Origin of the sequence: Pseudomonas fontis (assembly GCF_028656955.1) — a bacterium.
GTDB lineage: Bacteria > Pseudomonadota > Gammaproteobacteria > Pseudomonadales > Pseudomonadaceae > Aquipseudomonas > Aquipseudomonas fontis.
On sequence record NZ_JAMDGY010000009.1, the window covers coordinates 57,119 to 69,456 of the forward strand.

At 62.7% G+C, this 12,338-nt stretch carries 12 protein-coding genes and 1 pseudogene; 10 read left to right on the forward strand and 3 right to left on the reverse strand.

The window, feature by feature from the left end; genetic code table 11:
• Positions 1 to 81: 81 nt before the first annotated feature.
• The 4 genes and pseudogenes from M5G11_RS02210 (at position 82) to M5G11_RS02225 (ending at position 3,852) form a co-directional block, all read left to right on the forward strand.
• Positions 82 to 2,325 (forward strand): Orn/Lys/Arg family decarboxylase, encoded by a 2,244-nt coding sequence (locus tag M5G11_RS02210; protein ID WP_273911366.1) that lies wholly within the window; start codon positions 82 to 84, stop codon positions 2,323 to 2,325.
• Positions 2,326 to 2,504: 179 nt separating this feature from the next.
• Positions 2,505 to 3,077 (forward strand): SPOR domain-containing protein, encoded by a 573-nt coding sequence (locus tag M5G11_RS02215; protein WP_273911367.1) that lies wholly within the window; start codon positions 2,505 to 2,507, stop codon positions 3,075 to 3,077.
• A 56-nt stretch (positions 3,078 to 3,133) separates the two neighbouring features.
• Positions 3,134 to 3,413 (forward strand): annotated as a pseudogene (locus tag M5G11_RS02220) (hypothetical protein).
• Positions 3,414 to 3,426: 13 nt separating this feature from the next.
• Complete coding sequence (locus tag M5G11_RS02225) at positions 3,427 to 3,852, forward strand: GTP pyrophosphokinase (RefSeq protein WP_273911368.1); 426 nt, start codon at positions 3,427 to 3,429, stop codon at positions 3,850 to 3,852.
• A gap of 3 nt (positions 3,853 to 3,855) precedes the next feature.
• Here the strand turns inward: M5G11_RS02225 and M5G11_RS02230 are convergent, their stop codons facing one another.
• The 3 genes from M5G11_RS02230 to M5G11_RS02240 form a co-directional block, all read right to left on the reverse strand.
• Positions 3,856 to 4,551: an endonuclease I family protein gene (locus tag M5G11_RS02230; protein WP_273911369.1), complete on the reverse strand. Its 696-nt coding sequence runs from the start codon at positions 4,549 to 4,551 to the stop codon at positions 3,856 to 3,858.
• 5 nt (positions 4,552 to 4,556) lie between these two features.
• Entirely contained in the window at positions 4,557 to 4,802 is a 246-nt protein-coding gene (locus tag M5G11_RS02235) for a DUF1654 domain-containing protein (protein WP_273911370.1), read from the reverse strand.
• A gap of 191 nt (positions 4,803 to 4,993) precedes the next feature.
• Complete coding sequence (locus M5G11_RS02240) at positions 4,994 to 6,082, reverse strand: asparaginase (protein WP_273911371.1); 1,089 nt, start codon at positions 6,080 to 6,082, stop codon at positions 4,994 to 4,996.
• Between the two features lie 332 nt (positions 6,083 to 6,414).
• Here M5G11_RS02240 and M5G11_RS02245 point away from each other — a divergent pair, with 332 nt between their 5' ends.
• Genes M5G11_RS02245 through rbsD form a run of 6 tightly spaced genes read left to right on the forward strand, consistent with a single transcriptional unit; the run spans position 6,415 to position 12,320 of the window.
• Positions 6,415 to 7,371, forward strand: coding sequence for a sugar ABC transporter substrate-binding protein (locus tag M5G11_RS02245; protein WP_273911372.1), 957 nt, complete (start codon positions 6,415 to 6,417; stop codon positions 7,369 to 7,371).
• Between the two features lie 50 nt (positions 7,372 to 7,421).
• Complete coding sequence (locus M5G11_RS02250) at positions 7,422 to 8,972, forward strand: sugar ABC transporter ATP-binding protein (RefSeq protein ID WP_273911373.1); 1,551 nt, start codon at positions 7,422 to 7,424, stop codon at positions 8,970 to 8,972.
• On the forward strand, positions 8,969 to 9,961 hold the full coding sequence (locus M5G11_RS02255; protein WP_273911374.1) for an ABC transporter permease: 993 nt from the start codon (positions 8,969 to 8,971) through the stop codon (positions 9,959 to 9,961). The genes M5G11_RS02250 and M5G11_RS02255 overlap by 4 nt, the downstream gene beginning before the upstream one ends.
• 2 nt (positions 9,962 to 9,963) lie before the next feature.
• Positions 9,964 to 10,986, forward strand: a complete 1,023-nt coding sequence (locus M5G11_RS02260; RefSeq protein ID WP_273911375.1) for a LacI family DNA-binding transcriptional regulator — start codon at positions 9,964 to 9,966, stop codon at positions 10,984 to 10,986.
• 12 nt (positions 10,987 to 10,998) lie between these two features.
• Positions 10,999 to 11,919 (forward strand): ribokinase, encoded by a 921-nt coding sequence (gene rbsK, locus M5G11_RS02265; protein WP_273911376.1) that lies wholly within the window; start codon positions 10,999 to 11,001, stop codon positions 11,917 to 11,919.
• Complete coding sequence (gene rbsD / locus M5G11_RS02270; protein WP_273911377.1) at positions 11,916 to 12,320, forward strand: D-ribose pyranase; 405 nt, start codon at positions 11,916 to 11,918, stop codon at positions 12,318 to 12,320. The genes rbsK and rbsD overlap by 4 nt, the downstream gene beginning before the upstream one ends.
• Positions 12,321 to 12,338 lie beyond the last annotated feature (18 nt).

Genomic DNA, 12,338 nt, shown 5'->3' on the forward strand with positions numbered 1-12,338 from the left:
ATTCGCCCTGCGTAGTGGCAGCAACCTTCTACCCTGAACACAAAGGCCCCAGAGCCTGACGTTCGCAAGGTGCTGCCACTTATGTACAAGGACCTCAAGTTTCCCATCCTCATCGTTCACCGCGATATCAAGGCCGATAGCGTGGCGGGCGAGCGCGTGCGCGGGATTGCCCAGGAGCTGACGCAGGACGGCTTCACCATCCTGCCTGCCGTGGACTATGCCGAAGGCCGCCTGGTCGCCGCGACCCACCATGGGCTGGCGTGCATGCTGATCGCCGCCGAGGGGGCTGGTGAAAACACCCACCTGTTGCAGAACATGGTCGAGCTGATCCGCCTGGCGCGGGTGCGTGCCCCGCATTTGCCGATCTTTGCCCTGGGCGAGCAGGTGACCCTGGAGAACGCCCCGGCCGATGCCATGAGCGAGCTGAACCAGCTGCGCGGCATCCTTTACCTGTTTGAAGACACCGTGCCGTTTCTGGCCCGGCAGGTGGCGCGGGCGGCGCACAACTACCTTGACGGGCTGCTGCCACCGTTCTTCAAGGCGCTGGTGCAGCACACGGCGCAATCCAATTACTCCTGGCACACTCCGGGCCATGGCGGTGGCGTGGCTTACCGCAAGAGCCCTGTGGGGCAGGCCTTTCACCAGTTTTTTGGCGAGAACACCTTGCGTTCGGACCTCTCGGTCTCGGTGCCGGAACTCGGCTCGCTGCTTGACCATACCGGCCCGCTGGCCGCTGCCGAGGCGCGCGCAGCCAAAAACTTCGGGGCGGACCATACCTTCTTCGTGATCAACGGCACGTCCACGGCGAACAAGATCGTCTGGCACTCGATGGTCGGGCGCGATGACCTGGTGCTGGTCGACCGCAACTGCCACAAGTCGGTGTTGCACGCGATCATCATGACCGGCGCCATCCCCATCTACCTGTGCCCTGAGCGCAACGAGCTGGGCATCATCGGGCCGATTCCGCTGAGCGAGTTCAGCCGCGAATCAATCCAGGCCAAGCTGCAAGCCAACCCCTTGGCGAAAGGCCGTGAGCCGAAAGTGAAGATGGCCGTGGTCACCAACTCCACCTATGACGGGCTGTGCTACAACGCCGAGCTGATCAAGCAAATGCTCGGCAACAGCGTCGAAGTGCTGCACTTCGACGAGGCCTGGTACGCCTATGCAGCCTTCCATGAGTTCTTTGCCGGGCGCTATGCCATGGGCACCTCGCGCAGTGATGACAGCCCGCTGGTGTTCAGCACCCATTCCACGCACAAGTTGCTGGCGGCGTTCAGCCAGGCATCGATGATCCATGTGCAGGATGGTGGTGCGCGCCAGCTGGACCGTGACCGCTTCAACGAAGCGTTCATGATGCATATCTCCACCTCGCCGCAGTACAGCATCCTGGCCTCGCTGGATGTGTCCTCGGCAATGATGGAGGGGCCGGCTGGGCGTTCGCTGTTGCAGGAGATGTTCGACGAAGCGTTGAGCTTTCGCCGTGCCTTGGCGAACCTGCGCGAGCATATTGCTGCGCATGACTGGTGGTTCAGCATCTGGCAGCCGCCGCTGGTCGAGGGGACTCACCGGATCGCTACCGAGGACTGGCTGTTGCAGCCCTCGGCGGACTGGCATGGCTTTGGTGACCTGGCCGACGACTATGTGTTGCTTGACCCGATCAAGGTCACGCTGGTGATGCCGGGGCTGACGGCAACCGGCAGCCTGGACGAGCATGGCATCCCGGCGGCGGTGGTTAGCAAGTTCCTCTGGGAACGCGGGTTGGTGGTGGAGAAGACCGGGTTGTATTCGTTTCTGGTGTTGTTCTCCATGGGCATCACCAAGGGCAAGTGGAGCACCTTGCTCACCGAGTTGCTGGAGTTCAAGCGCAGTTATGACGCCAACACCGGGCTGGCGCAGTGCCTGCCGTGCGTGGCGCAGGTTGACCCGCTGCGCTACCAGGGGCTGGGCTTGCGTGACCTGTGCGACCAGTTGCATGCCTGCTACCGCAGCAATGCCACGGCCAAGCAGCTCAAGCGTTTGTACACGCGTCTGCCAGAGGTGGTGATGAAGCCGGGGGATGCCTACGACAAGCTGGTGCGTGGCGAGGTCGAGGCGGTGCCGATCGAGCAGTTGCTGGGCCGGGTCGCGGCGGTGATGCTGGTGCCTTACCCACCGGGTATTCCGTTGATCATGCCGGGTGAGCGCTTTACCGAAGCAACGCGCTCGATCATCGACTACCTGGCCTTTGCCCGGGCGTTTGACCAAGGCTTCCCGGGGTTTGTCGCCGATGTGCATGGGTTGCAGGAGGAGGGTGGGGTGTACACGGTGGATTGTGTGGTGGAGTAGGGCCCCATCGCCGGCAAGGCCGGCTCCCACAGAAGTTGTGGCAACACAGGGACATTGTGGGAGCCGGCCTTGCCGGCGATGGCGCCTGAAAGCTCGCCACTTCGTTACAACATGTTTGAAATGAACCAGCACCCTGCACTGATGCTAAAATCCGCCGCTTGAATTCAGGAGATAGGCGCGTGCGCAGAATTGCGGTAATGATGGCGGTGTTGGCCCTGGCGGGCTGCGAGAACGATGTCGAGCGGGCCCACAAGCAGGTCGCCGAGCATCTGCAGAACCCCAAGACAGCCAAGTTCGCCAACGTGCGAATCAGTGAGCAAGGCACCATCTGCGGCCAATTCCGTGGCAAGGATGACACCGGCACCTTCGTCGCCTACCGCAGCTACGTCGCCGTCAAAAAAGGCACCGACTACGACATCATCATCGACCAGCAGCCGGGCGACCTGCTGCGCATCCGTGAAATCTGCGGTGGCGCCGACCTGCAGCGACGTGCTGACGCCCTTGCCGATCAACCCGCTCCAGAAGGCTGGGATGTCGAGATCGTTCAGGGCGCCAACATGGGCGCCGTCAGCGACACCACCGCCCGCCTGATCGAAAAGCAGATCCCTTCCAGCGTGATCAAGCGTGACGGCAAGCCGGTGGTGCTGCTCGGCCCGTTCCCGGACAAAGCCGCTGCCGATGCGCAGAAGGCCGACGTTATGTCGCGCCTGGGCATGGACTCGATCGTCATCCAGCACGACGCGCCTCGCTAGTCAGCCTCGCTTGCCGCCCCTTACACTCACGGCTCAACCCTCAAGGAAGAGCCGGCATGAGTGACTCAAATCACGCGATTACCCTCCAGCGTTGTACCGATGCGCATGTGGGCGGGCTGACTGCCTTGTACAACCATCCTGGAGTCGCCCGTCAGGTACTGCAGATGCCGTGGCAGCCGACTGTTGCTCACCGTTTACGCCGACAACCCGTCAGCGCTGGCGCTCTATCACAAGCACGGCTTCGCGGTGGAAGGTCATTTGCGCGACTATGCTTTACGTGACGGCGTTCTCATGGATGCGGTCAGCATGGCGCGTCTGCGACGACGCGAGCGTTGAGGGGAGGTGATCTATGTCCACGCTGGAGCGCGCCATTGCGGTGGCCGCCAAAGCCCACGAGGGCCAACAGGACAAAGGCGGCAGCGCCTATATCCTGCACCCTTTGCGGGTAATGATGCGGGTCTGCACACCTGAACAACGGATTGTCGCGGTGCTGCATGACGTACTTGAAGATTCCAACACCAGCCTCGCCGACCTGGTTCGCGCAGGCTTCAACCTGAAAGTCCTGGCGGCGGTGCAAACGCTCAGCCGGCGCGGCGACGAAACCTACGAGGCCTTCGTCTTCCGCATCGGCAGCGACCCGCTCGCACGGGTGGTGAAACTGGCCGACCTGGCCGACAACAGCGACCTTACGCGGATCGCCCTGCCAGGGCCGGAAGACATGGCGCGACTGCGACGCTACCAACAGGCCAGCGCCTACTTGCAGGCGCTGGCCTGAACCTCAGCCACAGGCGCTGAGGTTCACCGGGCCGACGAACTCGTTGCCGTGACCCATCACGCAGGCGACACGTTGGTTGCGTTGACGCTCCCAGGGTTGCGGCGGGTAGGTCTTGTTCCAGGCTTCGTAGAGTTGGCGGTCCTGCTTGGACAGGCGCAGGTCGTAGCGTTTGCTCATATAGAAGTAGGTGCGCGCGATCATCCCGCGGATCGACGGGCGCGGCATGACCTTCTTCGCCTTGAAGTCTACCTGGGTCAGGCATGAGCCGTATTGCCCGCGCTGCTCGGGCAGCCAGCCGAAGCTGAAGTTGCTGCGGTCCCCATTCACCTCGCCGATGCTCGGCACCAGGTTGTGCAGGTCGGCTTCGGCGCGCTGGTAGGCCTTGTCGTTGCGTGAGCAATTCTTGCGCCCGCCACTCTGCCAGCACTGGCGCTGGTGGCCGATCTGCCAGGCCGGGACGATGTGCTCCCACTCGATGCGCGCGGCACGGTTGGCGTTCTTGCGCGGCTTGTAGCCACAAGCCTGCAGGTCGATGCGGTTACCGTTGTACTTGCAGCCACAATAGAACTCGGTGGACTGCGGCGCATACAGGCCCCAGGCGACCTTCTTGGCTTCGCTGAACGTGCGCGGGGCATCGGCCTGGGCGGTAACGGTGACACTGAACAACAGGCAGGTAACTGCCAATACAGTAAATCTCATCCGGCTCAATCTTCCTTCGGCACTACCCAGAAAATCTGTACGCCACCGTCATCGCGGTAGGCGAGGGTGACGTTGTCGTTTTCAGCGATCTCTTCAAGCAGGGTTTCCCAGTCGCTTGGGGACTCATGCTCGAGGCGGAAGATCAGCGCGGCACGGGCTTTTTGTGCGGTCGGGCTGTTGATGATCTTCTGGATGCGGATGCCCAACTGCTCATAGCGGCTGGCAGGCGTCGAAGCGGCGGCGTTGGTCACGACTGTGTTTCCTTGTTTTGCTGTATGCGCATACAGTATTTTACCGTAGGACTTTTCGCAACAGCTCGTCGGTGAAAGAACGCATGTGACCGCTCAGCGCAGGCTTTGCTGCACTGATGGGAAAATAAATTTGCTGGGATTTTAAGAGGTTAGGTCACCCTCAAGAGGTGAGGGCGACCTGGAGGGCGGGATCAGTATTCCCAGAAGATACGCTGAAGCTCCTTGCTGTCCTGGGTCTTGGTCAGGGCGACCATGGCCAGGATGCGGGCTTTTTGCGGGTTCAGGTCGTGGGCCACGACCCAGTCGTTCTTGTCGTCAGGCTGCTCGGCGTTGCGCAGTACGAAGCCGCCGGCGTTGACGTGGGAGGAACGAATGATCTGCACGCCGTTCTTGCGCAGTTCCTGCAGGGCAGGCACTACACGCGAAGACACCGAGCCATTGCCGGTGCCGGCGTGGATGATGGCTTTGGCGCCCGCTTGGCCGAGGGCCTTGTAGGCGGTGTCGCTGACGTTGCCATAGCCGTAGGCGATATCCACCGCTGGCAGGCTGCTGATTTTCTTGATGTCGAATTCCGAATCCATGGTGTGGCGCTTGGCGGGCAGGCGGAACCAGTAGGACTTGCCTTCCACGACCATGCCCATTGGGCCCCAGGCGCTCTTGAAGGCTTCGGTCTTGATGTTCACCGACTTGCTCACGTCACGACCGGACTGGATCTCGTCGTTCATGGTGACCAGCACGCCTTTGCCGCGCGACTGCTTGTCGCTGGCTACGGCCACGGCGTTGTACAGGTTGAGCATGCCGTCGGCGGACATCGCGGTGCCTGGGCGCATCGAGCCGACCACGACGATTGGCTTGCCGGTTTTCTCGACCAGGTTGAGGAAGTAGGCGGTCTCTTCCAGGGTGTCGGTGCCGTGGGTGATCACGATGCCATCGACGTTCTTGTCATCAGCCAGTTCCGCGACGCGCTTGCCCAGTTGCAGCAGGTTGTCGTTGGTGATGCTCTCGGAGGCGATCTGCATGACCTGTTCGCCACGCACGTTGGCCAGGCTGGCCAGTTCCGGAACACCGGCGATCAGTTTGTCGATGCCAAGCTTGGCGGCTTGGTAAGTGGCGCTGTTGGCAGCGCTGGCGCCGGCGCCGGCAATGGTGCCGCCGGTGGCGAGGATGACTACGTTGGCCAGTTTCTGTTGGGTTTCGACTTCCTTGGCGTTGACGCTGGCCGGCAGGAGCATGAACAGGGCGAGGGCGCCGGGTACAAAGGAGTGAAGCGCAGCTTTCATCGTTATTTTTCCCTAATGAGTGAAATCGCTGTGGTGCCCAGGGAGTTCAGCACGATGCATACCACTTCGGCAGATGGTTACATTTATGCTGCAAATTACTGATTTCATTAGACTTAATGGGTGTTTGCGATGACCCGCTGCAATGCGCATGATTCGGAATTCCGAATATTTCGTAACTTCTTGTTCGGTTTTCCGATGGTTTTGAGGATAATTCCCACTCACGCCGTTGACGATGTCCTATTGCTGATTTGACAAACCCATGCGTCGTTTCCATAGTGGTGTAACGCAAACGTTTGCGACCCGACAAAAATCATAAGATTCGGAGTAAACCCATGACGCTGCCCTTCGCTGGACGCCTGCTGGCTGTTGCCATGCTCGCCTCGCTGTCTACCGCCTTGTCGTTCTCCCTTGCCCATGCCGACACCGAAAAGCCCAAAGTGGGCCTGGTGATGAAGTCCCTGGCCAATGAGTTCTTCCTGACCATGGAAGATGGCGCCAAGGCCTATCAGAAAGCACACGCTGCCGATTTCGACCTGGTTTCCAACGGCATCAAGAACGAGTCCGATACCAGCGCACAGATCCAGATCGTCGAGCAGATGCTGGTGTCCGGGGTCAAGGCGCTGGTCATTGCCCCGGCAGACTCCAAGGCCTTGGTCCCGGTGATCAAGAAGGCCATGGACGCGGGTGTCACGGTGATCAACATCGACAACCGCCTCGATCCCGCCGTGCTCAAGAGCAAAAACCTCAGCGTACCGTTTGTAGGCCCGGACAACCGCAAGGGCGCTCGCCTGGTGGGTGAGTACCTGGCTGGCAAGCTGAGCGCAGGCGATCAGGTCGGCATCATCGAAGGGGTTTCGACCACCACCAACGCCCAGCAGCGCACGGCAGGCTTCAAGGATGCGATGGACGCTGCGCAGATGAAAATCGTCTCGGTGCAGTCGGGCAACTGGGAAATCGACAAGGGCAACGCAGTGGCCTCGGCGATGCTCAATGCGCACCCGGACCTCAAGGCCCTGCTTGCCGGCAACGACAGCATGGCGCTTGGCGCAGTGTCGGCGGTACGTGCGGCAGGCAAGACCGGCAAGGTCCAGGTAGTGGGCTACGACAACATCAATGCGATCAAGCCGATGCTCAAGGACGGTCGCGTGCTCGCCACCGCCGACCAGTACGCCGCCAAGCAGGCGGTGTTCGGCATCGAGGCGGCGTTGAAGATGCTCAAGGGCGAGAAGCCTGAAGTGGATGCCGACAACGTCATCCAGACCCCGGTCGAACTGGTCACCCAACCGTAGTCAGTCGTCGGTTGCCTGCCCCTTGCGGGCAGGCGCCAGGAGAATGCGTTATGTCAGCGACTGCAGAGGTCGTGCTGTCGGTCAGCGGGATTGGCAAGACCTACGCCCAGCCCGTGCTCGGCGACATCGACCTGACCTTGTTGCGCGGTGAAGTGCTGGCACTTACCGGCGAGAACGGCGCCGGCAAGAGCACCTTGTCGAAGATCATTGGCGGCCTGGAAGTGCCGACCACTGGCCAGATGCATTTCCATGGGCAGGCCTACCAGCCCGGCAGCCGCACCGGCGCCGAACGTCTCGGTGTGCGCATGGTGATGCAGGAGCTGAACCTGCTGCCCACCCTGACCGTGGCCGAGAACCTGTTTTTCGACAACCTGCCCAGCCGTGGCGGCTGGATCAGCCGCAAGCGTCTGCGCCAACTGGCCGAAGCAGCCATGGCGCAAGTTGGGCTGGAAGCCATCGACCCGGACACCCCGGTAGGGGAGTTGGGTATCGGTCATCAGCAGATGGTCGAGATTGCCCGCAACCTGATCGGCGACTGCCATGTGCTGATCCTCGACGAGCCCACCGCGATGCTCACGGCGCGTGAGGTCGAGTTGCTGTTCACCCAGATCGAGCGCTTGCAACAGCGTGGCGTGTCGATCGTGTACATCTCCCATCGCCTGGAAGAGCTCAAGCGCATCGCCCAGCGCATTGCCGTGCTGCGCGACGGCAAGCTGGTGTGCGTGGAGCCGATGGCGCGCTACAGCAGCGATCAGTTGGTCAACCTGATGGTCGGGCGCGAGCTGGGCGAGCATATCGACCTGGGTCGTCGGGTGATCGGTGAGCCGATTCTCAAGGTCACCGGCCTGGGCCGCTCGGACAAAGTCTGCGATGTGTCCTTTGCGGTACGCAGTGGTGAGATTTTCGGCATTTCCGGGCTGATCGGCGCCGGCCGGACCGAGCTGCTGCGGTTGATCTACGGGGCCGACCAGGCGGACACCGGCACCATTGAACTGGGCAACCCCCTGCGCGTAATCAAGGTGTCTTCGCCGGTCGCGGCCGTGGGCCACGGTATCGCCCTGATTACCGAAGACCGCAAGGGCGAGGGCCTGCTGCTGACGCAGTCGATCAGCGCCAATATTGCCCTGGGCAACATGCCGGCGGTCAGCCGCGCCGGCGTGGTCGATGCGGGTGCCGAGCGCGCCCTGGCCAACCGGCAGATCGAGGCGATGCGTATCCGCAGTTCCAGCCCCGAGCAATTGGTGGGCGAGCTCTCCGGCGGCAACCAGCAGAAAGTGGTGATCGGCCGCTGGCTGGAGCGTGATTGCGAGGTGCTGCTGTTCGATGAGCCAACCCGCGGCATCGACGTCGGTGCCAAGTTCGACATCTATGGGCTGCTCGCCGAGCTGGCTCGCCAGGGCAAGGCGCTGGTGGTGGTGTCCAGCGACCTGCGCGAACTCATGCTGATCTGCGATCGGATTGGCGTGCTGTCGGCCGGGCGCCTGATCGACACCTTCGAGCGTGAGCACTGGACCCAGGACCAACTCTTGGCCGCAGCATTTGCCGGCTACCAGAAACGTGACGCGCTGCTGCACGAAGCGGCGCCCAGGAACCCTGCATGAAGACTTCCCCAATGGACACCCCGGCACCTGCCGGCAAGCGCAGCGGTACTTACCTCGGCCTGGGCACCTACCTTGGCCTGGCTGGCGCGTTGCTGGCGATGGTGGTGTTGTTCTCGCTGCTCAGCGACCACTTCCTGTCGTATGCGACCTTCAGCACCCTGGCCAACCAGATCCCCGACCTGATGGTGCTGGCGGTGGGCATGACCTTCGTGCTGATCATCGGCGGTATCGATCTGTCGGTCGGCTCGGTGCTGGCCTTGGCGGCCTCGGCAGTCAGCGTGGCGATCCTCGGCTGGGGCTGGAGCGTGTTGCCGGCCGCCTTGCTCGGCATGGGCTGTGCTGCGCTGGCCGGGACCATCACCGGTTCGATCACCGTGGCCTGGCGGATCCCCTCGTTCATCGTTTCCCTCGGTGTGCTGGAGATGGCCCGAGGCGTGGCCTACCAGATGACCGATTCGCGCACCGCGTACATCGGTGACGCCTTTGCCTGGCTGTCCAACCCATTGGCGTTCGGGGTGTCGCCGTCGTTCATCATCGCCCTGCTGGTGATCATCGTCGCGCAACTGGTGCTGACCCGCAGCGTGTTCGGCCGCTACCTGATCGGCATCGGCACCAACGAAGAGGCCGTGCGCCTGGCCGGCATCGACCCGCGCCCGTACAAGATTCTGGTGTTCTCGCTGATGGGCCTGCTCGCCGGGCTGGCGGCACTGTTCCAGATTTCTCGCCTGGAGGCCGCCGACCCGAATGCCGGCTCCGGGCTCGAGCTGCAGGTCATCGCCGCCGTGGTGATTGGCGGCACCAGCCTGATGGGCGGGCGCGGCTCGGTCATCAGCACGTTCTTTGGCGTACTGATCATTTCGGTCCTGGCTGCAGGGTTGGCGCAAATCGGCGCCTCCGAGCCGACCAAACGCATTATCACCGGGGCGGTCATCGTGATTGCCGTGGTTCTTGACACTTATCGTAGCCGGCGCGCCCGTCGGCGGAATTAACTATGGCAACCATCAAAGATGTCGCGGCGCTGGCGGGTATTTCCTATACCACCGTGTCGCATGTGTTGAACAAGACCCGGCCGGTGAGCGAGCCGGTGCGGCTGAAGGTCGAGGCCGCGATTGCCCAGCTGGACTATGTACCCAGCGCCGTCGCCCGTTCGTTGAAGGCGCGCAGCACCGCTACCATCGGCCTGCTGGTGCCCAACAGCGTCAACCCGTACTTCGCCGAGCTGGCGCGGGGGATCGAGGACAGCTGCGAGCGTAATGGCTACTGCGTGATCCTGTGCAACTCCGACGACAACCCGCAAAAGCAGCGCAGCTACCTGCGCGTGCTGCTGGAAAAACGCATCGACGGCCTGATCGTGGCCTCGGTGGGGGAGGATGGCGACCTGCTCGACAGTTTGGCCACCGTGCGCACGCCCATGGTCATTGTCGATCGGGCGCTGGAAGGGGTCGAGGCGGACCTGGTGCGTATCGATCACGAACAAGGTGCTTACCTGGCAACCCGGCATCTGCTGGAGTTGGGCCATCAGGACATCGCCTGCATCAACGGCCCGGCGCAAACCAGCGTGGCGAAGATGCGCCTGGCCGGTTTCCAGCGCGCCCTGGCCGAGGCGGGCGTGAGCTTGCGCGAAGGGCGTGTGGTCGATAGCGACTTCACCAGCCTGGGTGGCTACGGCGCGGCGGCGCAGTTGCTGGAGCACGAGCGGCCGACGGCAATCTTTGCCGCCAACGACATGATCGGCATCGGCGTGCTGCGTGCGGCGGCCGAGCGCAATATCTGCGTGCCGGGCGAGCTGTCGGTGATCGGCTTTGACGATATCCAGATCAGCCAGTACGTCTTCCCGGCGCTGACGACGGTCGGCCAGTCGATTCGCGACCTGGGCGAACGTGCCGCCGAGTTGTTGTTGCGGCGTATCGCCGAGCCGCTGCGCAGCGCGGCGGAACACTGCATCGTTGCGCCGAGCATCGTATTGCGCGAGTCCACCGGGCCACGCCCGGACCTCTTCAATGATTACCGCTGAGACGGGGCAAGCATGCAAGCGAACGTAGTGGTGGTAGGCAGCCTGAACATGGACCTGGTGACCCGGGCGCAGCGCCTGCCCCAGGCTGGGGAAACGCTGGCCGGCGAGTCGTTCTTCACCGTGCCGGGTGGCAAGGGCGCCAACCAGGCGGTGGCGGCGGCGCGGCTGGGCGCGCAGGTGGCGATGGTCGGTTGCGTGGGGGCCGATGCCTATGGCCAGCAACTGCGCGACGCGCTGCTGGGTGAGGGCATCGATTGCCAGGCGGTGGCGATTGCCGAGGGCGTGTCCAGCGGTGTCGCACTGATCGTGGTGGACGCCAGCAGCCAGAACGCCATCGTGATAGTCGCGGGTGGCAACGGGCAGTTGTCGCCGGCTTCGGTGATGCGCTTCGATGCCTTGCTGCAGAGCGCCGAAGTGATCATCTGCCAGTTGGAAGTGCCCGCAGAAACGGTTGAATACACCCTGGCGCGCGGCCACGCGCTGGGCAAGACGGTCATCCTCAACCCGGCACCGGCGACCGGGCCTTTGCCTGCGCACTGGTTTGGCCATATCGATTACCTGATCCCCAACGAAAGCGAGGCGGCCGCGCTGACCGGGCTGCCGGTCAATGACCTGGCGTCTGCCAAGGTGGCGGCGACCCACCTCCTGGCCCTGGGTGTTGGCAAGGTCATCGTCACCCTGGGTGCCCAGGGCGCGGTGTTTGCCGATGGCACAGGTTTCGAACATTTCGCCGCACCCGTGGTGCAGCCGCTGGATACCACGGCGGCGGGGGATACCTTCGTCGGCGGGTTTGCCGCGATGCTGGCACGTGGCGAAGGGGTGCGCGAGGCGATTGCCTTTGGTCAGCAAGCTGCTGCCATTTCGGTCACCCGCGCAGGTGCCCAGCCATCGATTCCGTATTTGCTTGAAGTCCAGACTGTGGTGACCGCATGAAGAAAACCCCCTTGCTCAATATCGCCTTGTCGCGGCTGATTGCCTCGCTGGGGCACGGCGATATCCTGCTGATCGGTGATGCCGGGCTCCCGGTGCCTACCGGCGTTGAGTTGATCGATCTGGCGTTGACGCCGGGTATTCCAGATTTCGCCAGCACCCTGCAAACGGTGCTCGCCGAGATGCAGGTCGAAAGCCATGTGCTGGCCGACGAAACGCTGCTGCACCAACCGCCTGCACTGCCACTGATCGAGCAGTTGAATGCCCAGGGTGAACTGGGTGCGCGACGGCTGATGAGTCACGAGGAGTTCAAGCAACTCAGCCGCTGGGCCAAGGCGATCGTCCGCACGGGTGAATGCCAGCCGTACAGCAATATTGCCCTGGTTGCCGGGGTCACTTTCTGAAATCCTTCTCTGCTTGCA

Excerpts from the sequence above, each read along its gene's own strand:
- M5G11_RS02230 (WP_273911369.1), bottom strand. The coding sequence starts at position 4,551 with ATGAGATTTACTGTATTGGCAGTTACCTGCCTGTTGTTCAGTGTCACC.
- M5G11_RS02210 (WP_273911366.1), top strand. The coding sequence starts at position 82 with ATGTACAAGGACCTCAAGTTTCCCATCCTCATCGTTCACCGCGATATC.
- rbsD (WP_273911377.1), top strand. The coding sequence starts at position 11,916 with ATGAAGAAAACCCCCTTGCTCAATATCGCCTTGTCGCGGCTGATTGCC.
- M5G11_RS02240 (WP_273911371.1), bottom strand. The coding sequence starts at position 6,082 with ATGAAAGCTGCGCTTCACTCCTTTGTACCCGGCGCCCTCGCCCTGTTC.
- M5G11_RS02260 (WP_273911375.1), top strand. The coding sequence starts at position 9,964 with ATGGCAACCATCAAAGATGTCGCGGCGCTGGCGGGTATTTCCTATACC.
- M5G11_RS02245 (WP_273911372.1), top strand. The coding sequence starts at position 6,415 with ATGACGCTGCCCTTCGCTGGACGCCTGCTGGCTGTTGCCATGCTCGCC.
- M5G11_RS02250 (WP_273911373.1), top strand. The coding sequence starts at position 7,422 with ATGTCAGCGACTGCAGAGGTCGTGCTGTCGGTCAGCGGGATTGGCAAG.
- M5G11_RS02225 (WP_273911368.1), top strand. The coding sequence starts at position 3,427 with ATGTCCACGCTGGAGCGCGCCATTGCGGTGGCCGCCAAAGCCCACGAG.
- rbsK (WP_273911376.1), top strand. The coding sequence starts at position 10,999 with ATGCAAGCGAACGTAGTGGTGGTAGGCAGCCTGAACATGGACCTGGTG.
- M5G11_RS02255 (WP_273911374.1), top strand. The coding sequence starts at position 8,969 with ATGAAGACTTCCCCAATGGACACCCCGGCACCTGCCGGCAAGCGCAGC.